Raw genomic sequence first — 21032 nt, 5'->3', positions numbered from 1 at the left:
CATGAGCGCGACTGCGACCGAGATCGACCGGACCGTCTTCCACCTGGAAGAGGAGCCGCACCACGAGGAAGGCTCCAGCACCATGCTGGGCTTCTGGCTCTATCTAATGAGCGACTGCCTCATCTTTGCGATGCTGTTCGCCGTGTTCGGCGTGCTGGGCGGTAACTACGCCGCCGGGCCGGGACCGCAGCAGCTGTTCGACTTGGAGCTGGTGGCGATCAACACCGCCATGCTGCTGTTCTCCTCGATCACCTACGGCTTCGCCATGCTGGCGATGGATCGGAACAACCAGCGACAGACGCTGGTCTGGCTGGCGATCACCGGCCTGTTCGGCCTGGCCTTCCTGGGGATCGAACTCTACGAGTTCGCGCACCTGATCCATGAGGGGGCGACGCCGCAACGCAGCGCCTTCCTGTCGGCCTTCTTCACCCTGGTGGGCACCCACGGTCTGCACGTCACCTTCGGCATCATCTGGCTGGTGACGCTGATGGTTCAGGTCAGCATGAAGGGCCTGATCCCCGCCAACAAACGCCGCCTGATGTGCCTGTCGATGTTCTGGCACTTCCTTGACGTCATCTGGATCGGCGTCTTCACCTTCGTCTATCTGCTGGGCATGCTGCGATGAGCGCCGACAAGAACGACCACAGCCCTGAGTCTCATGAGACCGACCACCTGGGTCACGAGGGGCACAATCACGGCTCCTTCAAGAGCTATATGATCGGCTTCGTGCTGTCGGTGATCCTGACGGCTATCCCGTTCGCCCTGGTCATGACGGACGTCCTGCCGACCCAGGCGACGGCCCTGATCGTCATGGGCTTCGCCGTGGTGCAGATCGTGGTGCACATGATCTTCTTCCTGCACATGAACTCCAAGTCCGAGGGCGGCTGGATCATGCTGGCGCTGATCTTCACCATCATCGTGGTGGTCATCGCCCTGTCGGGTTCGCTGTGGGTCATGTACCACCTGAACACCAACATGATGCCCATGACGCACGACATGGCGCAGATGGGCGGCTGAGGTCGAGATCACGGACCCGTCCTCAGCCCCGGCCGGCGGCAAGGCCAGACGTTCGCGATCCTTCCGCATGGCGGTCGTGGTCGCGGGCCTGGCGCTGTTCGTCGGCTTCCTGGCGCTGGGCGGGTGGCAGGTTCAGCGCCTGGCCTGGAAGACCAATCTGATCGCCCAGGTGGATGCGCGCGTTCACGCGGCCGCCGTCCCGGCGCCTGGCCCGACCCAGTGGGCCGGCGTGACGCGCGACAAGGATCAGTACCGCCGCGTCACGGTTCGCGGTCGATTCCTGCACGACAAGGAAACCCTGGTTCAGGCGGTGACCGACGCCGGCGGCGGCTTCTGGGTCATGACACCCCTGGTTGACGACCGGGGCTTCACCATCCTGATCAATCGCGGCTTTGTGCCCGCTGGCCGACGCGATCCGGCCGTCCGCGCCGATGGTCAGGTCGAGGGGCCGCAGACGGTGACGGGACTGCTCCGGATCACCGAGCCCAGGGGCGGCTTCCTGCGCGCCAATGATCCCGCCGGTGATCGCTGGCGGTCTCGCGACGTCGCGGCGATCGCGGCGCGGCGCGGCCTGGCGACCATCGCGCCCTATTTCATTGATGCGGACGCCAGTCCGAACCCAGGCGGATGGCCGCGCGGAGGGCTGACGGTGATCCGGTTCGCCAACAGCCATCTGGTCTATGCACTGACTTGGTTCGGCATGGCGCTGCTGACCCTGGTCGGTCTTTGGCTGTTCCTGCGCGACGGCAGGCGCAACAGGTCGTGACGACGACAACTGTACAGAGGCTGCTGGGCCTGGGGCTCAGAGGCGGGGTCGCGACCCACGGCGGCGCCAACCGCCGCAATATGCTGCTGCTGATCCAGTTGCGCTGGCTGGCGGTCGCCGGACAGATGGCGACGATCCTGCTGGTTCAATATGTGATGCGGATCCCGCTGCCCGTGCTGTGGTTGCTGGCGGCGCCGGCGGGTCTGGTGCTGGTCAATCTGGTCAGCGCGCCGTTGACCGTTCGCACGCAGGAGGTCGAGGATCAGGCGCTGATGATCGCCCTGTTGGCGGATGTGGCGGCCCTGACCTGGTTGCTGTTCCTGACCGGGGGCGCGGCCAATCCGTTCGTGGCGCTGTATCTGCTGCAAGTCGTTCTTGGAGCGGTGCTGCTGGCGCCGGTCTATGCCTGGGCGCTGATCGCCGTCACCAGCCTGTGTTTCGCCGGGCTGGGCCTGCATTCCCGGCCGCTGAACCTGCCGCCGGCGCGCGAGGATTCGCTGCTCAGCCTCTATCTTCAGGGCAGTCTGATCTGTTTCGTGCTGATGGCCGTGCTGCTGGTGCTGTTCGTCACCCGGATCAGCCAGAATCTGCGCGAGCGCGACGCCTCCATGGCCGCCCTGCGCCAGCAGACGGCCGAGCATGATCACATCGTCCGCATGGGTCTCTTGGCTTCGGGCGCAGCGCACGAGCTGGGAACGCCGCTGGCTTCGCTGTCGGTGATCCTCAGCGACTGGAAGCGGATGCCGGCCCTGACCCAGGACGCCGACCTGGCCCAGGACATGACGGTGATGCGGGCCGAGGTCGAACGCTGCAAGGCCATCGTCACCGGCATTCTGATGTCGGCCGGTGAGGCGAGGGGGCAGGCGCCTGAGCGCACGACTCTGCGGGCGTTTGTTGCTGATGTGGTGGCCAGTTGGAACGGCGACGGTGTGGCGGTGCAGATCCGCGACGAACTGGCCCAGAACCCGTCGATCATCGCCGACCCGGCCCTGCGTCAGGTGCTGGGCGTGCTGTTCGACAATGCGGTCGAGGCCGGAGCGAGCCGTATCACCGTGACCACGACGCGCACGGACGAGGATTTCGGCATCGCGGTCCGTGACGACGGACCAGGGTTCCCGCCGGCGATCCTGCAGGCCTGGGGCAAGCCCTACAACTCCACCAAGCCCAGGCCCGGCGCCGGTCTTGGGCTCTTTCTGCTCATGAATGTGATCCGGTCGCTGGGCGGTCGGGTCGAGGCTTCCAATCCTGCGGCGGGCGGCGCAGAAGTGCGTCTGACCCTGCCGCTTTCGGCGTTGGCGCCGACGGGTGAGACCGCGCATGACCGATGACGCCAGATTGCTGCTGATCGTCGAGGACGACGAATCGTTTTCGACCACCCTGCGACGCTCGTTCGAACGACGCGGCTACACGGTCGTCACCGCCGCCAATCCCGACCAGATGGCCGAGGTGCTGAAGACGCATCGCCCCGGCTATGCGGTCGTCGATCTGAAGCTGGGCGGGCATTCCGGCCTGACCTGCGTCGAGGCTTTGCACGCCTTCGACCCCGAGATGAACATCGTTGTCCTGACCGGCTTCGCCAGCATCGCTACGGCGGTCGAGGCGATCAAGCTGGGCGCCCGGCACTATCTGGCCAAGCCCGCCAGCACCGATGACATCGAAGCCGCCTTCGGCCGGGCCGACGGCGACGCCGAGACGCCGCTGGGCACGCGCCCCACCTCGATCAAGACGTTGGAGTGGGAGCGGATCCACGAGACGCTGGTGGAGACCGACTTCAACATCTCGGAGGCGGCGCGGCGGTTGGGCATGCACCGCCGCACCTTGGCGCGAAAGCTGGAAAAGCGCCGCGTCACCTAGTCCAGTTCGGCCGCGATCCGGTCAGCCAGCGCCCGTAAGGTCGCGGTATCCGCCATCGGCGCATGGCCGTGACCCTTCATCTCTCGATCGGCCCAACGCGGCACGATGTGGAAATGCAGGTGGAAGACCGTCTGTCCGCCCGCCTCGCCATTGAACTGCAGGACCGACAGGCCGTCGGGCTTCAGCGCTTTCTCGACCGCCTTGGCCGTGCGTTGCAGGGCGGCGGTCACGCGGGCCAGCACCTCGGGCTCGATCTCCAGCAGATTACGCGCCTGGGACTGTTTGGCGATGATCAGGACGTGGCCTTCCGACTGGGGAAACACGTCCATGAAGGCCAGGACGTGGTCGTCCTCCCACACCTTCACCGACGGAATGTCGCCGCGCAGGATCTTGGCGAAGATGTTGTTGGTGTCATAGGCGCCGTGCAGGCTCATGGGCGGTCTCCGTGCGGTTCGGACCTTCGATAGCAGCGCCGTTCGCGAAGGGGGAGCTTTCGTCCACGTCGTGCATTATGGTCACGCTTGAACGTAACGAGAGCCGTCATGATCCGTTTCATCATCCAGGCGCTGGTCACCATGGCGGGTCTGTGGCTGTCCGCTCAGATCGTGCCGGGCGTCGATTTCACCAGCACCGGGTCCCTGATCGCGGCGGCCGTCATTCTGGGCCTAGTCAACGCCTTTGTGCGGCCGATCCTGGTCGTGCTGACCTTCCCGATCACCGTGGTGACGCTCGGTCTTTTCCTGCTGGTCGTGAACGCCGCCATGATCGGGCTGACCTCGGTCTTCCTGGACGGCTTCCGGGTCGACGGCCTGTGGGCCGGCATCGGCGCCGCCATCGTCACCGGCGTCGTCAGCTGGATCGCCGGCGCCTTCATCGGCGGCGAAGAGGCGCGGCGCTAGGCGTCCGCCAAAAGGGCGCCCATGATGACGCTCTGAAGTGCGGCGATCTCGATGGGCTTTCTCAACACTCCATCAGCGCCGGCCGCCCTGTACCGTGCAACGTCATCGTCGAACACATTGGCCGTCAACATGTGTATCGGGGTGCGACGGCCGCCGGATGCGGCTTCTTCGGCGCGGATAGAGACCAAGGCTTCCACGCCGTCCATTACGGGCATCATCACATCCATCAGCACGAGGTCAAAGGTTTGATCGCGCACGGCGGCGACCGCCTCTCGTCCATTCTCGACAAGGGTCAATTGGACGCCAAATTGTTCCAGCAGTAGCGTCAGAAGCTTGCGATTGGCGGGATGATCCTCGGCGGCGAGGATCCGAGGCCGCCGATCAGGCAGTTTCTGCGCGGGTGCAGCGGGCGAGGAATCGATTGCAGGTGTCGCGCAGTCGGCGGTGAAACGGAACCAGAAGACAGCCTCTTCAGGCCGCGCGGACCGAACGCCAAGAGCCCCGCCCAGCGCTTCGACGCTGGCGCGACACAGGGCCAACCCCAGGCCGGAGCCGCCTGCCGCACGTCCGGCGGCGAGTTGTTCGAAGGGCTCAAAGATGCGCTCGCGTTGATCCTCCGGCACGCCTGGCCCTTGGTCGTGGACCTCAAAATCCAGGTCGATGCGCCCATCTGAGGCGGGAAGTGCGCGGGCCAAAATGCGGATGGCGCCATGTGACGTCAGCTTCAGAGCGTTGGACAGATAGTTGATCAGCACCTGTTCCACCCGGGCCTCGTCGGTCATGACGACAAAATGTTCGGGCGCGCCCTGCCGTTCGATCTCCAGCGTCAGGCCCAGTTCCTCCACGCGTGAGCGCCAGATACGGGCGATGGCGTCCAGCCGTTCGGCGAGATCGACCGGGGCGAGTTGGAGCTCGGCCTGTCCGGACTCGATCTTGGAAATGTCCAAAGCCCCATTCAACAGCCGCAGCAACATGCCCCCTGCATCCGCCATATCTGTGACGATGGTGGTTTCCGCCGCTGGACGTGGACGACCACGCAGCACCTCGGTCAGGCCCAGGATGACGTTCAGCGGGGTGCGGACCTCGTGGCTGATCATCGCCAGGAAGCGGGATTTGGCCTTGTTCGCGCGTTCGGCGGCGGAGCGGTTCACCTCGGCCTCGGCCAGGGCGGCTCGCAGCTCGCGCGAACGCTCCGACAAGGCGCTCATCAGCTCAATGCTCTCGCGGTCGCTGCGCCATTGACGCCAGGCCGCCGCAATGACGCCGACGACGAACAGCGCCACTGCGCCTAGAAGGCGAGGATCCGAACCGACCTGGTACGAGGCGATCACCATCGCGGCAATGGATGGCGGCAGAACGGCAGCGACAAAGCTTGCGCGGCTTACGTGCACCTGATGGGCGCCGACCATCAAGTTGCCGGCCAGCAGCAGGCGGAGATAGTCGAGGTGTTGAGGCTGAGCCTGCCAGGCGGCCAGAATGAACACGGCGTTATGGCTGGCAAGACAAAGGGTGACGATCTCGGCAGACCGGCGGAACCTACGCGCTGCGGCGGGTGCATCAGGCCGCGCCAGCGCTGTCTGAACGGCCTGCCACAAAGGAACATAGAGGCCGAACTGAAACAGGCCGAAAGCCGCGGCCCATCCCCATCCCATGACCCAGAACGTCAAGGCCACGATAGCGGCGATCGTCGCCAGCCGCACAGGGAACATGTCCCGGTAGCGACCAGCGTAGGCCGTTAGGTAATCCGTACTGTCAGCCAATGCCACCAAGCCCCGCGTCAAGCGTGGCCATAGCGGGTGAAGCTTAATGAGCTCTCAATCGGAGCTTGTCGTCAGCCCACCTTCACCCGCGTCGCCGCCTCGGGCAGGTCTTCGCCGAAGGCGCGTTGGTAGAACTCGGCGATGGTCGGGCGTTCCAGCTCGTCGCACTTGTTCAGGAAGGTCAGGCGGAAGCTGAGGCCCAGGTCGTCGTTAAAGATTTGGGCGTTCTGGGCCCAAGTGATGACGGTGCGGGGCGACATGACAGTCGAGATGTCGCCGTTCATGAAGGCGTTGCGGGTCATGTCGGCGACGCGGACCATGGCGGCGATGCGGCGGCGGCCCTCGGCGTCCTTCCACTCGGGCACCTTGGCGGCGACGATCTCGGCCTCGACGTCGTGATCGAGGTAGTTGAGCGTCGTGACGATGTTCCAGCGGTCCAACTGAGCCTGATTGATCTGCTGGGCGCCGTGATACAGGCCCGTGGTGTCGCCCAGGCCGATGGTGTTGGTCGTGGCGAACAGGCGGAAATAGCGGTTCGGGCGGATGACGCGGTTCTGGTCCAGCAGGGTCAGGCGACCCTGGGCCTCCAGCACGCGCTGGATCACGAACATCACGTCGGGCCGGCCGGCGTCATATTCGTCGAAGACCAGGGCGATGGGGCGTTGCAGCGACCAGGGCAGGATGCCCTCGCGGAACTCGGTGATCTGCTTGCCGTCCTTCAGGACGATGGCGTCCTTGCCGATCAGGTCGATCCGGCTGACGTGGCTGTCCAGGTTCACGCGCACCAGCGGCCAGTTCAGGCGGGCGGCGACCTGTTCGATGTGGGTCGACTTGCCGGTGCCGTGATAGCCCTGGACCATGACGCGGCGGTCGAAGGCGAAGCCGGCGCAGATGGCGATGGTCGTCTGGGGATCGAAGCGATAGGCCTCGTCGATCTCGGGCACATGGCTGTCGCGCTCGTCGAAGGCGGGCACAGTCATGTCGCTGTCCACGCCGAAGGCTTCGCGCAGGGTCACGCGGCGGTGCGGTTCGAGCGTCAGCAGGGGATCGGGGGAGGCGTCGAGCGGGGAGGTCATGGACCTCATCTAGAGGCGCCGCGCGCGCGGCTCAACACGCGCGCGGCCCTTGGCGTCGGTTATTTCGCGCTCAGGCGAACATCGACGTTGTTGCGGGTGGCGTTGGAGTAGGGGCAGACCTGGTGCGCCTTCTCGATCAGGTCGTCGATGACGGCCTGGTCCAGCCCGTGGTCGGTCACGGTCAGGTCGACATCCAGGTTGAAGCCTTCACCCTTGGTGTTCTTGCCGAAGCCGACGCCGGCGGTGACCTTAGTGTCGGGGCTGACGGGCGTGCCGGCCTTGCCGCTGACCAGACGCAGCGCGCCGAGGTAGCAGGCGGCGTATCCGGTGGCGAAGAGCTGCTCGGGGTTGGTGCCGTCGCCGCCCTTGCCGCCCATCTCGGTTGGCGTAGACAGTTTGACGTCGATCTTGCCGTCATCGGTGGCCGAACGACCGTCTTCGCGGCCTCCGCCCGATGCCGTCGACTGGGCGCGATACAGAACTTCCATGGCAGACTCCTTGGGTTGGGATGCTTGGGATGGGAGCTTAACGGCAGCCGCCGAGGAGACGTTGCATCGCGGCTATAGCCATCGACCGGCGACGCGGGCTAAAGCACCCTTTCGGGGCGCGTCGTCGGAGTACGCAGTGAAGATTGCCGAACGCTGGTTCGTGTGGGCGGGCATGGTTCTGCTGGGCGGCATCGCCCTGGCGGGGTTGGTCGTCGCCGTCTATGCGGCGTGGCTGTTCCACGACTTGCCCGATGCCTCGGAGCTGGCGGACTATCGCCCGCCGACCGCGACGCGCGTCTATGCCGGCGACGGCACCCTGATCGGCGAGTTTTCGGACGAGCGCCGAATCTATGTCTCCTACGACCAGATCCCTCAGCCGGTGATCCACGCCTTCCTGGCGGCCGAAGATCGCAACTTCTTCCAGCATGGCGGCATCGACGTGGGCGGCATCGGCCGCGCGTCGCTGAAGAACGTCTTCAATCTGGCGTCGGGACGTCGATTGGAAGGCGGTTCGACCATCACCCAGCAGGTGGCTAAGAACGTCCTGCTGACCAACGAATCCAGCCTGAACCGCAAGCTGAAGGAAGCCATCCTGGCCAATCGCCTGGAGGCGACCCTGTCTAAGGAGCAGATCCTCGAACTGTATCTGAACGAGATCTTCCTGGGCTATCGCTCGTTCGGCATCGCTTCGGCGGCCTACAACTACTTCGGCAAGTCGCTGGCGCAGCTGACGCCCGACGAAGCCGCCTTCCTGGCGTCCCTGCCCAAGGGGCCGAACAACTATCACCCCAAGCGTCACCCCGGGGCGGCCAAAGGCCGTCGTGACTGGGTGCTGGGCGAAATGGAGCAGAGCGGCTGGCTGACGCCTGAGCAACTGGTCCAGGCCCGCGCGAAGCCTCTGGTCACGCGCGATGCGCCGCAACGGTCGAATTACAAGGACGCCGACTTCTTCGTCGAGGAGGCGCGGCGCCAGGCCGCAGCCAACCCGCAGTTCGGCGAGCAGCTGCGCGCCGGCGGCTTCTACATGCGCACGACCCTGGACCCGACGCTGCAGACGGCGGCGCGTCGGGCCCTGATGCAGGGGCTCGAGAACTACGACCGTCGTCACGGCTGGCGCGGCGGCTGGGGCACGACCGACTTCGCCGACGGCTGGCAGGCGGTCGCGCTGAAGGAACAGGCGCCGCCCGAGCGCCGCAGCTGGCAGGCCGCCGCCATCGAAAGCGTCAGCGGCAACACGGTCCGCGTCCGCACCGCCCGTGACGACAAGTCCGGCACGCTGCTGGCGTCGGACGCGGCCTGGGCCAACGCCAATCGTCAGCTGAAACGCGGCGAACTGATCTTCGTGGAGCCCCAGGGCGGGCAGTTCGCCCTGAAGCAGGTGCCGCGCGTCAACGGGGCCCTGGTGGCCATAGAGCCGCAGTCCGGCCGCGTGCTGGCGATGGTCGGCGGTTATTCCTATGCGCTGTCCAGCTTCAATCGGGCGACCCAGGCCAAGCGCCAGCCGGGCTCGGCGTTCAAGCCGTTCGTTTACGCCACGGCGCTTGAAGGCGACTTCACCCCGGCCTCGATCGTGCTGGATGCGCCGATCAGCTTCGCCGGCGGGCCGAACGGTCAGCGCTGGACTCCAGAGAACTACAGCCGCCAATACTATGGACCGCAGACGCTGCGGCGCGGGCTGGAGCTGTCGCGCAACGTCATGACGGTGCGGCTGGCCCAGTCAGTGGGCATGAAGAAGATCGTGGAGCAGGCGGATCGCATGGGGCTGCCCGGCATGACGCCGAACCTGTCGGTCTCGCTGGGCGCCGGCGAGGTCACGCCTTTTGACATCACGGCCGCCTATTCCGCCTTCGCCAACGGCGGGCGGCGGGTGACGCCCTATCTGATCGACTACGTCCAAGACCGGGATGGCGAGACCATTTTCCGCGCCGACAACCGCAGTTGCCGCGAATGCGGGCGAGGTTTCTCGGGCCAGGAGTCGCCGCGCCTGCAGCAGCGCGGAACCCAGGTCATCGACCCGATCACCGCCTATCAGATGAGCTCCATGCTGGAAGGCGTCGTTCAGCGCGGCACCGCCGCCAGCGCGCGCGGCCTGGGGCCGTGGGTCGCGGGCAAGACCGGCACGACCAACGAATATCGCTCGGCCTGGTTCGTGGGCTTCACCACCGACATCGTCGTCGGCGTCTTCATCGGCTTTGACGACAACCGCTCGCTGGGATCCGGAGAGGCCGGCGCCTCGGCCGCCGTGCCGGTCTTCACGGAGTTCATGCAGACGGCGTTGAAGGAAAGGCCGGCTCGCCCGTTCGTGCGACCCAAGAACGCCATCTTCCGCACCGTCAATGGCATTGAGGAGGCCTTCCGTCCCGGCACCGAGCGCCAGGCCCCGCCGCCGCGCCCGACAGGCCCCGCGCGGCCCGTCGGACCGCAGAACTACTATGACGTGATCCGCCGCGAGCAGGAGGCAGCCACCGGCGCGCCGGCCTCGTCGCCGGCACCCACCGCGCCGCCGCCGCCCAAGAAGGCGCCGGCCGAGGACTTGAGCGGATTGTACTGAGGCTCTAGGTAGGCCTTTCGAACGGCGCGTCCTCGTGGCGCGCCGTTTTCCATTAATCCTGCCCTATCGCGCGGCCTGCCGGCCTTGCGACTTGAGGGCGTTGTGTCGCGGAGATTGCGATGAGACCGGATGTCGAGGCCATGAAGGGCGACATCGAGCAGAGCGTCGCTCTGCTCAGGAGGCGTCTTTGACTGGGATGTCGCTCTAAGGAAGCTCGATGAGCTGAATGCGCGGGTCGAGGATCCGACACTTTGGGACAAGCCCGACGAGGCCCAGGCCGTCAGCCGCGAACGCTCGCAGCTGGAAGGCAAGATCAACACCGTCAAGGCGATGGAGCAGGACCTCGAAGACGGGGTGATGCTGGCCGAGATGGCGGACGAAGAGGGCGACGAGGGCGCGCTGGAAGATGCGCGCGCGTCGCTGCGCGGCATCAAGGAACGCGCCGCCCGCGCCGAGCTGGAGGCCCTGCTATCAGGCGAGGCTGACGGCAACGACGCCTATCTGGAAGTGAACTCCGGCGCCGGCGGCACCGAGTCGAACGACTGGGCCGGCATGCTGCTGCGGATGTATTCGCGCTGGGCCAAGGCGCACGGTTACGAGGTCACGATCGAAGCCCACGAAGAGGGCGAACAGGCGGGGGTCAAGTCGGCCACCATCCTGATCGAAGGGCCCAACGCCTATGGCTGGCTGAAGTCGGAATCGGGCGTGCACCGCCTGGTCCGCATCAGCCCTTATGACGCGGCGGCCAAGCGCCACACCAGCTTTGCCTCCATCGGGGTGTCGCCGGTCGTGGACGACGCGATCGAGATCGACATCAACCCCTCGGACGTGCGCACCGACACCTATCGCGCCTCTGGTGCGGGCGGTCAGCACATCAACAAGACCGACTCGGCCGTGCGCCTGACGCACACCCCGACGAACACCGTCGTGGCCTGCCAGGCCGGCCGCTCGCAGCACCAGAACCGCGAGATGGCGTGGAAGATGCTGCGCGCGCGCCTGTACGAGCTGGAACTGCAGAAGCGTGAGGCGGCGGCTCAGGCGCTGGCCGACGCCAAGACGGACATCGGGTGGGGGCACCAGATCCGCTCCTATGTCCTGCAGCCCTATCAGATGGTGAAGGACCTGCGGACCGAGGTTGAAACCTCGGACACCCAGGGGGTGCTGGATGGCGACCTCGACGCCTTCATGGGCGCGGCCCTGGCCCAGCGGGTCGGCGAGACCCGCGGATCGAGCGTGGACTAGAGCCAAGTTCCATCGTCATTCCGGGGCTGAGCGCAGCGAAGAACCCGGAAAGCAGGGGGGCGTCGCAACTTCAATCGCATCAAGCGATCGAGACGATCCCCTGGGTTCCGGGTTCGTCCTTTGGACGACCCGGAATGACGAATGCGCCTTGGTCAGGCGGCGGTCTTGTCCGCCTTGTCGGCCTTCGGCGCGGGGGCTTCCAGCATGGCGGCGCCGGGGGTGTCGCGCTTGGCCTGATTGCAGCGGCCCTGGAACCAGGCACCCTGGTCGATGGCGAGCTGTTCTTGGGTGATGTCGCCCTCGACGCGGGCGGTGGCGTGAAGCTTGACCTGCTTCGCGACGATGGCTCCCGAGATTCGGCCGCGCACGTCAAGAACGTCGGCATGGACCGTGCCCTCGACCGAGCCGCCTTCGCCGATCACGACGCGCGAGACGCGGACGTCGCCCTTCAGCGAGCCGTCGACCTGAAGCTCGCCGGCGCCGGAGATGTTGCCTTCGTATTTCACGCCGGCCGACAGGGTCGACAGGTTGCTGGACCGGGCCGCCGGACGGGCCGGTTCGGGCGCGCGCGGCGCAGGCGTCGTTGCCGGCAGGGACGGCGTGCTCGCGGCCGTCGGCGTGGGCGTGGTTGGTTCGGGCGCCGGGGGGATGCCCAGGCCGTTCGATCCGCTGTCGTAGGATTTGCTCTTGGTGAACATGGTGCGCTCCGCATCTGCCAGCCAAGGCCGGCCAAGCCCCTATTAGCCCCGACGCCCACTAGGCCGTGGAGGAGGGGCTAAGGTCAAGCATCGCTTCCGAACGGCGCTCGCTGATCACAGGGCCCTGGCGGCCTCCAGCACGGCGGCGGCGTGGTCGGCGACCTTCACATTGCGCCAGGCCTTGGCGACGCGGCCCTCGGCGTCGATCAGGAAGGTGGCCCGCTCGATGCCCATATATTCGCGGCCGTAGAGCTTCTTCTGCACCCAGACGCCCCAGGCCTCGCAGGCGGCGCCGTCCTCGTCCGAGGCCAGGACGACGGCGAGGTCGTATTTGGCCTTGAACCTGTCGTGCTTCTTCACCGTGTCTTTCGACACGCCGATGACGGTCGCGCCCAGGGCGGCGAAGTCGGCGGCCAGGGCGGTGAAGTCCTGGGCCTCGCGGGTGCAGCCGGTCGTGTCGTCCTTCGGATAGAAATAGACGACGGCAGGCTGGCCCTTCAGGGCGGCGAGGGAGATGCGGCCGCCGCCGTCGGTGGGCAGGTCGAGGGCGGGGGCGGGTTGGCCTTCACTGATCATCGGGTGTCTCACTCGTTCCGCTCATCCCCGCGAAGGCGGGGACCCAGTCCTTGGCGTCCTTCAGGCCGCCAAGGCGAAAGTCATCATACAGATCGAGCCAGTTCGGATTTCCCTTTTCGATCATTTGAAGCTTCCAGTCTCGGTTCCATTTCTTGATCTGCCGTTCCCGGCGGAATGCGGCCTCACGCGTTTCGTGGACTTCGAACCAGACCAGCAGATTCACGTCATACTGGGCGGTAAAGCCGGCGAAGGTCTTGTTCCTGTGCTGCGCGATACGCTGGATCAGGTCATCGGTCGAACCTGTATAGAGCGTTCCATTTCGGCGGCTTGCGACGATGTAGGTGAAGAAAGCCATGCTTTGACATCGTCTGGGTCCCCGCTTTCGCGGGGATGAGCGGAAATAGGAAATCTGGTGGAATTGAGAGGGTTAGACGGTCCTCACCAGAACGATCTTCTTCTTGCCGGCCGCCAGTTTGATGACGCCGTCCTTCAGGTCGGCTTCGGTCAGTAGTTGGGCGCCGTCGGACACTGCGGCATCGTTTAAACGCAGGCCGCCGCCCTGGGCCAGGCGGCGGGCCTCGCCGTTGGACGCCGTCAGGCCGGCCTTCGTCACGACGGCGGCGATCATGGCCCCGTAAACCTCGGCCGACGGCAGTTCGACGGCCGGCAGGTCGGCGGACAACTGGCCCTTCTCGAAGTTGCTTTCGGCGGCGGCGCGCGCCTTTGCGGCCTCGTCCGCGCCATGCAGGAGCGTGGTCGCGGCGTCGGCGAGGGCCTTCTTGGCGTCGTTGATGGCCGCGCCTTCCAACGCTTCGTATTCCGCGATCTGTTCCAGGCTCAGGTCCGTGAACAGGCGCATGAAGCGGCCGACGTCGGCGTCCTCGGCGTTACGCCAGAACTGCCAGTAGTCGTAGGGGCTGAGTTGTTCGGCGTTCAGCCAGATGGCGCCCTGAGCGGTCTTGCCCATCTTGCCGCCGGATGCCGTGGTCAGCAGCGGCGTGGTCAGGCCGAAGGCGGCCTTTTGATCCACGCGGCGCACCAGATCCACGCCCGAAGTGATGTTGCCCCACTGGTCCGAGCCGCCCATTTGCAGGGTGACCTTGTGGCTGCGGTTGAGCTCCAGAAAGTCCACCGACTGCATCAGCATGTAGTTGAACTCAAGGAAGGTCATGGGCTGCTCACGCTCCAGACGCAGCTTGACCGAGTCGAAGGCCAGCATTCGGTTGACGGTGAAGTGGGTGCCGAAATCCCTCAGGAACTGGATGTAACCGTAGCCGGACAGCCAGTCGTCATTGTTGACCATGACCGCATCGGTCGGTCCGTCGCCGAACGTCAGGAACTTGGCGAAGACCGTCTTGATGGTGTCGATGTTCGACTGGATCGTCTCTTCGGTCAGTTGCGGACGCGACGCATCCTTGCCGGTGGGGTCGCCGACCTTGGTCGTGCCGCCGCCCATCAGGACGATGGGCTTGCCGCCCGCCTGCTGAAGCCGGCGCAGCATCATGATCTGGATCAGGCTGCCGACGTGCAATGACGGCGCAGTGGCGTCGAAGCCGATATAGCCCGGCACCACGCCCGCAGCGGCCGCCTCGTCCAATTCGACGGGGTGGGTGATCTGATGGATGTAGCCGCGCGCCTGGAGCGTGCGGAGGAAATCGGATTTGAAGGCGTGTTCGGTCATAGTGAGGCTGGGTTAGCAGGGATGACGAGGGTCGTCTTCCCCTAGTCGAGGCGGCGACGGCTGTTCAGACGGTGCGGATGAAAAACACCGTCTAAAGTGTCTAATTCGTCTAATCTCGATCGGCGCGAAATTGCACGGCAACGCCAAAACGCGTGCAAAATGCAAGGTGGTGCAATTTCATGTGGAGCGGCTTTGGGCATGGCGCGCCCATTTTAGCGCCGTTTCGAGGCGCAATGGGTGGGACGACGCTGCTTGGCCATAGAGCGTTGTAAAGCCAGCCGACATCCCGAGAAGATGCGATGGCTGGCGCATTTATGCTGACTGGTCCGCCTGAGAGTCACAGTGTTCAGTATCAGGGCGGCGGCTTTGACGCACGGCCGGCCTGCGATACGAAGGTCCTATGCGTCTGCCCCTGATCCCGCACCCGACATCCAGCCCGGCGGGACTGACGCTGGAGGTCGAGGCGCGACGGGCGGGGCGGGTTCTGAGCCTGGAGTATGTGCTGGCCGGACCGGTGGAGGGGGTTTGGCGGCCGGAGGCGGCGGCGCGGGTGCGGACGGATGGGTTGTGGCAGGCGACCTGTTTCGAGGCCTTCGTGCGGACGGCGGGCGGATATCTCGAATACAATCTGTCGCCGTCGGGGGCGTGGGCGGCCTATCGGTTCGACGGCTATCGCGAGGGGATGCGGGATTTGGAGATGCCCACGCCCTTCATCGTGACGCGGTCGGCGCCCGGACAATTCGTGCTGACGGCGGACGTGGCCTTGCCGGAGGATGCGGTCGGGGCGACGGGCCTGAAGACGGGCTTGGCGGCGGTGATCCGGGGCATGGACGGGGCGATCGGCTATTGGGCGCTGGCGCATCCTTCGGATAAGCCGGACTTTCATCATCCCGACTCGTTCGCGCTGGACCTGACATGAACTTCGGCCTCGACCGCCTTTTGTCCGACGACGCCCTGAGGGCGCAGCTGAAGGGACGGCGCGTGGCCTTGCTGGCGCATCCGGCGTCGGTGACGACGGATCTGACCCATGCGGTGGACGCGCTGGCCGCCTGTCCCGAAATCCGGCTGACCGCCGCCTTTGGTCCGCAGCACGGGATGAAGGGCGATCTGCAGGACAATATGATGGAGAGCCCGGATTATCGCGATCCGGTCCACGGCTTCTCCGTCTTCAGCCTGTACGGCGAGGTGCGGCGGCCGCGCGACGAATGGATGGCCGAGTTCGACGTGCTGCTGGTCGATCTGCAGGACCTGGGCTGCCGCATCTACACCTATGTGACGACGCTTCTGTACGTGCTGGAGGCGGCGGCGAAACACGGCAAGTCGGTCTGGGTGCTGGACCGGCCCAATCCGGCGGGGCGGCCGGTTGAGGGGATGACGCTGAAGCCCGGCTGGGAAAGCTTCGTCGGGGCCGGGCCGATGCCGATGCGCCACGGCATGACGATGGGCGAACTGGGCCTGTGGTTCATCGACCAGTTCAAGCTGGATGTGGATTATCGGGTGGTGGAGATGCAGGGCTGGGCGCCCGAGGCGGGGCCGGGCTTCGGCTGGCCGCTGCTGGATCGGTCATGGGTCAATCCCAGCCCGAATGCGCCGAACCTGTCGATGGCGCGCGCCTATGCGGGCACGGTGATGCTGGAAGGGGCGACCCTGTCGGAAGGGCGGGGGACGACACGCCCGCTGGAGCTGTTCGGGGCGCCGGACATCGATGCGCGGGCGGTGATCGCGGAAATGCAGGCCTTGGCCCCGGAATGGCTTGGCGGCTGCATCTTGCGCGACATGTGGTTCGAGCCGACCTTCCATAAGCACGTCGGAAAGCTGTGCAGCGGGGTGCAGATCCACGTCGATCACCCTCGCTACGACCATGCGGCCTTCAAGCCGTGGCGGGTTCAGGCCCTGGGCTTCAAGGCGATCCGTCGGCTGTATCCCGACTACGATCTGTGGCGGGATTTTCCGTATGAATATGCGTTCGGGAAACTGCCCATCGACGTGATCAATGGGGGACCGGGGCTGCGGGAATGGGTGGACGACGCGGCGGCGAGGCCAGGCGATCTGGATGCGGCGACGCAGCCTGACGAAGCGGCGTGGGAAGAGGCCCGGCGGCCGTTCCTGCTGTATTGATGACTATAACCAAAATCTATTGCGCATCTGAAAATAAGTGATTGGGCTTATTTGGTGCGGTGCGGTAGGGAGAGGGCCTCCCAACCACCTTGCATTGGATTTTGCGCATGGCCCTCATCAACACGACCATCAAACCCTTTACGGCCGAAGCCTATAAGGGCGGCAAATTCCTGACGGTCACGGACGCCGACGTCGCGGGCAAGTGGGCGATCTTCTTCTTCTATCCGGCCGACTTCACCTTCGTGTGCCCGACCGAACTGGAAGACCTCGCGGACCACTACGCCGAGTTCCAGAAGCTGGGCGTCGAGATCTATTCGGTGTCGACCGACACCCATTTCTCGCACAAGGCCTGGCACGACTCGTCGCCGGCGATCGGCAAGATCGAATACACGATGCTGGGCGATCCGTCGGGCCTGGTGACCAACAACTTCGACGCCATGCGTCCGGGCGTGGGCCTGGCCGACCGCGCGACCTTCCTGGTCGATCCGGACGGCGTGATCCAGTTCACCGAGACCACGTCGGAAGGCATCGGCCGCAACGCCGCCGAACTGCTGCGCAAGGTCAAGGCCGCCCAGTATGTGCGCTCGCACCCGGGTGAAGTCTGCCCGGCCAAGTGGGAAGAAGGCGAAGCCACCCTGGCCCCGTCGCTCGACCTCGTCGGCAAGATCTAAGACCCCAAGTTCGGCCGGCGGCGTTTCGATGTCGCCGGCCTGGACGCCCGATCCTTTCGGGCGTTCGCAGAGGCCGCGGGGTGCGTAGCGTTTCCAGCCCCGCGGCCTTTTTGCGTCCTGTCCTCGCCTGAAGCGGCTTGAGGGCGGCGCTCAACTAATTGAATTCCGAGGAGCATCCGATGCTAGACCCCAATCTGAAATCCCAGCTCGAAGCCTACCTCAAGAACATCGTCCATCCCGTAGAACTGGTCGCCTCGCTGGGTGCGGGGCCCAAGTCGATCGAGCTGAAGACCCTGCTGGAGGAGATCGTGTCGGTCTCGCACGGCAAGGTGGAGATGGGCCGCGACTATGACGACGAACGCCAGCCCAGCTTCCTGATCCGGCGCAAGGGCACGGACATCGGCGTGCGATTCGCGGGCATTCCGCTGGGCCACGAGTTCACGTCGCTGGTGCTGGCCCTGCTGCACGTCGGCGGCCATCCGTCCAAGGCGGCGCAGGAGGTGATCCAGCAGGTCAGGGACCTGGACGGCGACTATGTGTTCGAGACCTACTTCTCGCTGTCGTGCCAGAACTGCCCGGACGTGGTGCAGGCGCTGAACCTGATGAGCGTGATCAATCCGCGCATCAAACACGTCGCCATCGAGGGCGGCCTGTTCAAGGACGAGGTCGAGGAACGCAAGATCATGGCCGTGCCGACGGTCTTCCTGAACGGCGAACTGTTCGGGCAAGGCCGGATGGAGCTGGAGCAGATCGTCGCCAAGCTGGATTCCGGCGCCGAAGCCCGCGCGGCCGAGCGTCTGAAGTCCAAGGATCCGTTCGAGGTTCTGGTGGTCGGCGGCGGGCCGGCCGGGGCGGCGGCCGCCATCTATACGGCGCGCAAGGGCATTCGCACGGGCGTCGTCGCCGAACGCTTCGGCGGTCAGGTGCTGGACACGATGGCGATCGAGAACTTCGTCTCGGTCCCTTACACCGAAGGGCCCAAGCTGGCGGCCCATCTGGAGCAGCACGTCCGCGAGTATGAAGTGGACCTGATGAACCTGCAGAAGGCGGCCAAGCTGATCCCGGCCAAGGTTCCAGGCGGCCTGCATGAGGTGGTGCTGGAGAACGGCGCATCGCTGAAATCGCGGACCGTCATCCTGTCGACCGGCGCGCGCTGGCGCCAGATGAACGTGCCGGGCGAGGACCAGTACAAGAACAAGGGCGTGGCCTATTGCCCACACTGCGACGGGCCGCTGTTCAAGGGCAAGCGGGTGGCGGTGATCGGCGGCGGCAACTCCGGCGTCGAGGCGGCCATCGACCTGGCGGGCATCGTGGCCCACGTGACCCTGATCGAATACGACAGCGAACTGCGGGCCGATGCGGTGCTGCAGCGCAAGCTGGCGACCCTGCCGAACGTGCGGATCGTGACTTCGGCTCTGACGACCCAGGTGCACGGCGACGGCGAGAAGGTGACGGGCCTGTCCTACAAGGACCGCAACTCCGACGCCCATCACGACGTCGATCTGGAAGGCGTCTTCGTGCAGATCGGTCTGGTCCCGAACACCGAATGGCTGCACGGCGCGGTGGGCCTGACCCCGCGCGGCGAGATCGAGGTGGATCATCGTGGCGAGACCTCGCAGCCGGGCATCTTCGCGGCAGGCGACGCGACGACCGTGCCGTACAAGCAGATCGTCATCGCTATGGGCGAGGGGTCAAAGGCGGGTCTGTCGGCCTTCGACTACATGATCCGTACCGAACCGGCGAAAGAGGCGGTGGTCGAACCGGCGTGATCGCTTAACGGTGAGGGCAGCCGGGCCAGCAGCAGGGGCGGCGCTTGCCGTCGGTCAAGTTCGTCCGGCCCCAATCCAGCCGTTTGCGCCGGGTGTCCGACTTCTTGGCGGACTCGATCCAGCATATCCATTCGTTGCGGGCCAGGGGCGTGATGTCGTGCCAGGTCGCGAGTGCGTCAGGAGCGGCGACCAACGAAGCGCGTAGGTCGTCTGGCAAATCGTGAACCACGCCGCCCGGGATGTCGGTCGCATCGGCCATGCCCATTTGTCGCAGCGACACGTCGGGTCCGCAACGGCGTTTTAAAAGCGCCGTGCAAGACCGACGCCGAACTCCACATCCGGACTGTCGTCGTTCAAGCCGAAGTTGAGGCCGAAGTCCAGCTGCGCGTCGGGCAGGGACGGGGGCGACCAGACGGCGGTCAGGTCGAAGGTGGATGGCGTGGTCGGGGCGACGGGATCATCGTCGCGGCTGATCCAGACCTCGGCGCCCAGGTCCCATTGGCCGAAGCCGCGTCCGACGCCGGCGACCATCGTATAGACGCCGTGGCGGCCGTCGCCGTCCGCGTCCGAGACCCAGTCGATCTCGGGCGACAGGCTCAGGCTCCAGTCGTCGTTCAGCGGGATGGAGACCGGCAAGATGACGCCGCCCTCGAAACCGTCGGCGCGAATATCGCGCGCACCCGTCGGCGCAGTGATGAAGCCGGAAATCGCAACGGACAGGCCCGAGCCGTCAGGGTTCTTCAGCGAGTGGCGCAGGCCGATACTGAGATCGCCGACGCCCTCAGCCACATCACGGTCGCCGGTCGCGCGGTCGAGGATCCGTTCGCGGTTCCAGGTCGTGAGCCCGAGTTGAAGCTCAGTCAGGCCCGTCAGGCCATAGCGCACGAACAAATCGCCGGCGTCCCAGGTGTCGGTCCGTGTGGCGTCGTCCGTCTGACGCGCGCCGTCGAACAGGCCGAGTTCGACCTGCCAGCGGCCCTTGTCGAGGATGCAGGCAGGCGTGCCCTTGCCGGGGCGATCGGCGCAGAAATCGCGCTCTGGCGCGGACTGAGCCGCCACCGCCGTGGGCGAGGCCAGACAGGTGATCAAGGCGATCAGAAGGGGCGGGCGCATGGCGGATCTCGCAGCGATGTCTCGCCCGATCATGCCGCCCGCGCCTTAATCAGCCGTGACGCCAAGCCGAATATCAGGCCGGCTTTTCTTCCAGACGCTTGTCCAGATAGGCGCCGACGCGGGTTTCGACCGCGCTCATGTGGTCCTGCCAGAAGTGGCTGGCGCCCTCTTCCAGTTCGTAGTCGATGATGATGCCCTTTTGGGTGCGCAGCTTGTTGACCACACGCTCGACCTCGACCGGCGGGACGATGGTGTCGGCCGTGCCGTGCAGGAACAGGCCGGACGCCGGGCAGGGCGCCAGGAAGCTGAAGTCATACATGTTCGACGGCGGCGAGACCGAGATGAAGCCGTCCGTTTCGGGGCGACGCATCAGAAGCTGCATGCCGATGTAGGCGCCGAACTGATAGCCGGCGACCCAGGTCTGGCTGGCGCCGGGGTTGTTGGCCTGGAGCCAGTCGAGGGCGGTGGCCGCGTCGGCCAGCTCGCCGATTCCCGAATCGAACTCGCCCTGCGACTTGCCGACGCCGCGCGAGTTGTAGCGCAGGGTCGCAAAGCCGCGCTGCTGGAACAGCTGGTGCAGGGTGACCGCGACCGGGTTGTTCATATGTCCGCCCGCCTTCGGGTGCGGATGCAGGATCAGAGCGATCGGGGCGTTCGGGCGCTTGCCCGGGGAATAGCGGCCTTCGATGCGACCGGAGGCGCCGGGCAGGATGACTTCAGGCATAGGGGCTCTGGAATCCGTTCAACTGTCAT

At 65.7% G+C, this 21032-nt stretch carries 23 protein-coding genes; 12 read left to right on the top strand and 11 right to left on the bottom strand.

Annotated features, from left to right (window positions below; genetic code table 11):
- Position 1: 1 nt before the first annotated feature.
- The 5 genes from cyoC to LG306_RS11910 all read left to right on the top strand — a co-directional run bounded on the left by cyoC (position 2) and on the right by LG306_RS11910 (position 3637).
- A complete protein-coding gene (gene cyoC, locus LG306_RS11930) occupies positions 2-625 on the top strand; it encodes a cytochrome o ubiquinol oxidase subunit III (RefSeq protein ID WP_404414749.1) in 624 nt (207 codons plus the stop codon).
- On the top strand, positions 622-1017 hold the full coding sequence (gene cyoD, locus LG306_RS11925) for a cytochrome o ubiquinol oxidase subunit IV (protein ID WP_295241733.1): 396 nt from the start codon (positions 622-624) through the stop codon (positions 1015-1017). The genes cyoC and cyoD overlap by 4 nt, the downstream gene beginning before the upstream one ends.
- A gap of 67 nt (positions 1018-1084) precedes the next feature.
- Complete coding sequence (locus LG306_RS11920; RefSeq protein ID WP_404414746.1) at positions 1085-1783, top strand: SURF1 family protein; 699 nt, start codon at positions 1085-1087, stop codon at positions 1781-1783.
- A complete protein-coding gene (locus LG306_RS11915; RefSeq protein WP_404414743.1) occupies positions 1780-3111 on the top strand; it encodes an ATP-binding protein in 1332 nt (443 codons plus the stop codon). Before LG306_RS11920 ends, LG306_RS11915 begins: the two co-directional genes overlap by 4 nt.
- Positions 3101-3637 carry a response regulator transcription factor gene (locus LG306_RS11910; RefSeq protein ID WP_205680861.1) on the top strand — a complete coding sequence of 179 codons (537 nt, stop codon included), beginning with the start codon at positions 3101-3103 and terminating at the stop codon, positions 3635-3637. The genes LG306_RS11915 and LG306_RS11910 overlap by 11 nt, the downstream gene beginning before the upstream one ends.
- Here the strand turns inward: LG306_RS11910 and LG306_RS11905 are convergent.
- On the bottom strand, positions 3634-4071 hold the full coding sequence (locus LG306_RS11905) for an HIT family protein (RefSeq protein WP_404414739.1): 438 nt from the start codon (positions 4069-4071) through the stop codon (positions 3634-3636). The two genes, LG306_RS11910 and LG306_RS11905, sit on opposite strands and share 4 nt — an antisense overlap.
- 108 nt (positions 4072-4179) lie before the next feature.
- Here LG306_RS11905 and LG306_RS11900 point away from each other — a divergent pair, with 108 nt between their 5' ends.
- Complete coding sequence (locus LG306_RS11900) at positions 4180-4536, top strand: phage holin family protein (protein ID WP_404414737.1); 357 nt, start codon at positions 4180-4182, stop codon at positions 4534-4536.
- Here the strand turns inward: LG306_RS11900 and LG306_RS11895 are convergent.
- The 3 genes from LG306_RS11895 to LG306_RS11885 form a co-directional block, all read right to left on the bottom strand.
- The gene (locus LG306_RS11895) at positions 4533-6296 is read right to left on the bottom strand and encodes a response regulator (protein ID WP_404414734.1); all 1764 of its coding nucleotides are present in this window, start codon (positions 6294-6296) and stop codon (positions 4533-4535) included. The two genes, LG306_RS11900 and LG306_RS11895, sit on opposite strands and share 4 nt — an antisense overlap.
- Before the next feature lie 71 nt (positions 6297-6367).
- Entirely contained in the window at positions 6368-7372 is a 1005-nt protein-coding gene (gene cobS / locus LG306_RS11890; RefSeq protein ID WP_055753459.1) for a cobaltochelatase subunit CobS, read from the bottom strand.
- Between the two features lie 59 nt (positions 7373-7431).
- A complete protein-coding gene (locus LG306_RS11885; RefSeq protein ID WP_039247361.1) occupies positions 7432-7860 on the bottom strand; it encodes an organic hydroperoxide resistance protein in 429 nt (142 codons plus the stop codon).
- Between the two features lie 136 nt (positions 7861-7996).
- Between LG306_RS11885 and LG306_RS11880 the strand changes: the two genes are divergently transcribed.
- Together LG306_RS11880 and prfB are read left to right on the top strand one after the other, a co-directional pair.
- Positions 7997-10411: a penicillin-binding protein 1A gene (locus tag LG306_RS11880; protein WP_404414730.1), complete on the top strand. Its 2415-nt coding sequence runs from the start codon at positions 7997-7999 to the stop codon at positions 10409-10411.
- A 119-nt stretch (positions 10412-10530) separates the two neighbouring features.
- A protein-coding gene (prfB, locus tag LG306_RS11875) for a peptide chain release factor 2 (protein WP_404414728.1) occupies positions 10531-11653 on the top strand; the annotation gives its coding sequence in 2 pieces (ribosomal slippage) (positions 10531-10599 and positions 10601-11653; 1122 coding nt in all).
- Positions 11654-11805: 152 nt separating this feature from the next.
- On the opposite strand, the gene LG306_RS11870 is transcribed toward prfB, so the two are convergent.
- The 4 genes from LG306_RS11870 to tyrS form a co-directional block, all read right to left on the bottom strand.
- Positions 11806-12351 (bottom strand): polymer-forming cytoskeletal protein, encoded by a 546-nt coding sequence (locus LG306_RS11870; RefSeq protein ID WP_404414725.1) that lies wholly within the window; start codon positions 12349-12351, stop codon positions 11806-11808.
- A gap of 114 nt (positions 12352-12465) precedes the next feature.
- Positions 12466-12927 carry a peroxiredoxin gene (locus LG306_RS11865; protein ID WP_404414722.1) on the bottom strand — a complete coding sequence of 154 codons (462 nt, stop codon included), beginning with the start codon at positions 12925-12927 and terminating at the stop codon, positions 12466-12468.
- The gene (locus LG306_RS11860) at positions 12917-13282 is read right to left on the bottom strand and encodes a GIY-YIG nuclease family protein (RefSeq protein ID WP_404414719.1); all 366 of its coding nucleotides are present in this window, start codon (positions 13280-13282) and stop codon (positions 12917-12919) included. The genes LG306_RS11865 and LG306_RS11860 overlap by 11 nt, the downstream gene beginning before the upstream one ends.
- Positions 13283-13354: 72 nt before the next feature.
- Entirely contained in the window at positions 13355-14608 is a 1254-nt protein-coding gene (tyrS, locus tag LG306_RS11855; protein WP_404414716.1) for a tyrosine--tRNA ligase, read from the bottom strand.
- A gap of 400 nt (positions 14609-15008) precedes the next feature.
- Between tyrS and LG306_RS11850 the strand changes: the two genes are divergently transcribed.
- The 4 genes from LG306_RS11850 to ahpF all read left to right on the top strand — a co-directional run bounded on the left by LG306_RS11850 (position 15009) and on the right by ahpF (position 19166).
- Positions 15009-15527: a DOMON-like domain-containing protein gene (locus LG306_RS11850; RefSeq protein ID WP_404414713.1), complete on the top strand. Its 519-nt coding sequence runs from the start codon at positions 15009-15011 to the stop codon at positions 15525-15527.
- Entirely contained in the window at positions 15524-16726 is a 1203-nt protein-coding gene (locus LG306_RS11845; RefSeq protein WP_404414710.1) for an exo-beta-N-acetylmuramidase NamZ domain-containing protein, read from the top strand. Before LG306_RS11850 ends, LG306_RS11845 begins: the two co-directional genes overlap by 4 nt.
- 107 nt (positions 16727-16833) lie before the next feature.
- Positions 16834-17397, top strand: coding sequence for an alkyl hydroperoxide reductase subunit C (ahpC, locus tag LG306_RS11840; protein ID WP_017504020.1), 564 nt, complete (start codon positions 16834-16836; stop codon positions 17395-17397).
- A gap of 179 nt (positions 17398-17576) precedes the next feature.
- Positions 17577-19166, top strand: a complete 1590-nt coding sequence (gene ahpF / locus LG306_RS11835; RefSeq protein ID WP_404414706.1) for an alkyl hydroperoxide reductase subunit F — start codon at positions 17577-17579, stop codon at positions 19164-19166.
- Positions 19167-19170: 4 nt separating this feature from the next.
- Here the strand turns inward: ahpF and LG306_RS11830 are convergent, their stop codons facing one another.
- The 3 genes from LG306_RS11830 to LG306_RS11820 all read right to left on the bottom strand — a co-directional run bounded on the left by LG306_RS11830 (position 19171) and on the right by LG306_RS11820 (position 21003).
- Positions 19171-19446 carry a YdeI/OmpD-associated family protein gene (locus tag LG306_RS11830; RefSeq protein WP_404414703.1) on the bottom strand — a complete coding sequence of 92 codons (276 nt, stop codon included), beginning with the start codon at positions 19444-19446 and terminating at the stop codon, positions 19171-19173.
- A gap of 20 nt (positions 19447-19466) precedes the next feature.
- The gene (locus LG306_RS11825) at positions 19467-20279 is read right to left on the bottom strand and encodes a transporter (protein ID WP_404414700.1); all 813 of its coding nucleotides are present in this window, start codon (positions 20277-20279) and stop codon (positions 19467-19469) included.
- 73 nt (positions 20280-20352) lie between these two features.
- Positions 20353-21003: an alpha/beta hydrolase gene (locus LG306_RS11820; RefSeq protein ID WP_017504016.1), complete on the bottom strand. Its 651-nt coding sequence runs from the start codon at positions 21001-21003 to the stop codon at positions 20353-20355.
- Between the last annotated feature and the right edge of the window lie 29 nt (positions 21004-21032).

It is taken from the genome of Brevundimonas vesicularis, from assembly GCF_044807075.1.
Classification (GTDB): domain Bacteria; phylum Pseudomonadota; class Alphaproteobacteria; order Caulobacterales; family Caulobacteraceae; genus Brevundimonas; species Brevundimonas vesicularis_G.
Note: the sequence above shows the minus strand (reverse complement) of the source record. Positions and strands in the feature narration are given on the sequence as shown.

Excerpts from the sequence above, each read along its gene's own strand:
- cyoC (WP_404414749.1), top strand. The coding sequence starts at position 2 with ATGAGCGCGACTGCGACCGAGATCGACCGGACCGTCTTCCACCTGGAA.
- LG306_RS11825 (WP_404414700.1), bottom strand. The coding sequence starts at position 20,279 with ATGCGCCCGCCCCTTCTGATCGCCTTGATCACCTGTCTGGCCTCGCCC.
- LG306_RS11865 (WP_404414722.1), bottom strand. The coding sequence starts at position 12,927 with ATGATCAGTGAAGGCCAACCCGCCCCCGCCCTCGACCTGCCCACCGAC.
- cobS (WP_055753459.1), bottom strand. The coding sequence starts at position 7,372 with ATGACCTCCCCGCTCGACGCCTCCCCCGATCCCCTGCTGACGCTCGAA.
- LG306_RS11910 (WP_205680861.1), top strand. The coding sequence starts at position 3,101 with ATGACCGATGACGCCAGATTGCTGCTGATCGTCGAGGACGACGAATCG.
- LG306_RS11900 (WP_404414737.1), top strand. The coding sequence starts at position 4,180 with ATGATCCGTTTCATCATCCAGGCGCTGGTCACCATGGCGGGTCTGTGG.
- LG306_RS11905 (WP_404414739.1), bottom strand. The coding sequence starts at position 4,071 with ATGAGCCTGCACGGCGCCTATGACACCAACAACATCTTCGCCAAGATC.
- LG306_RS11920 (WP_404414746.1), top strand. The coding sequence starts at position 1,085 with ATGGCGGTCGTGGTCGCGGGCCTGGCGCTGTTCGTCGGCTTCCTGGCG.
- ahpC (WP_017504020.1), top strand. The coding sequence starts at position 16,834 with ATGGCCCTCATCAACACGACCATCAAACCCTTTACGGCCGAAGCCTAT.
- cyoD (WP_295241733.1), top strand. The coding sequence starts at position 622 with ATGAGCGCCGACAAGAACGACCACAGCCCTGAGTCTCATGAGACCGAC.
- ahpF (WP_404414706.1), top strand. The coding sequence starts at position 17,577 with ATGCTAGACCCCAATCTGAAATCCCAGCTCGAAGCCTACCTCAAGAAC.
- LG306_RS11820 (WP_017504016.1), bottom strand. The coding sequence starts at position 21,003 with ATGCCTGAAGTCATCCTGCCCGGCGCCTCCGGTCGCATCGAAGGCCGC.
- LG306_RS11860 (WP_404414719.1), bottom strand. The coding sequence starts at position 13,282 with ATGGCTTTCTTCACCTACATCGTCGCAAGCCGCCGAAATGGAACGCTC.
- LG306_RS11850 (WP_404414713.1), top strand. The coding sequence starts at position 15,009 with ATGCGTCTGCCCCTGATCCCGCACCCGACATCCAGCCCGGCGGGACTG.
- tyrS (WP_404414716.1), bottom strand. The coding sequence starts at position 14,608 with ATGACCGAACACGCCTTCAAATCCGATTTCCTCCGCACGCTCCAGGCG.
- LG306_RS11845 (WP_404414710.1), top strand. The coding sequence starts at position 15,524 with ATGAACTTCGGCCTCGACCGCCTTTTGTCCGACGACGCCCTGAGGGCG.
- LG306_RS11885 (WP_039247361.1), bottom strand. The coding sequence starts at position 7,860 with ATGGAAGTTCTGTATCGCGCCCAGTCGACGGCATCGGGCGGAGGCCGC.
- LG306_RS11870 (WP_404414725.1), bottom strand. The coding sequence starts at position 12,351 with ATGTTCACCAAGAGCAAATCCTACGACAGCGGATCGAACGGCCTGGGC.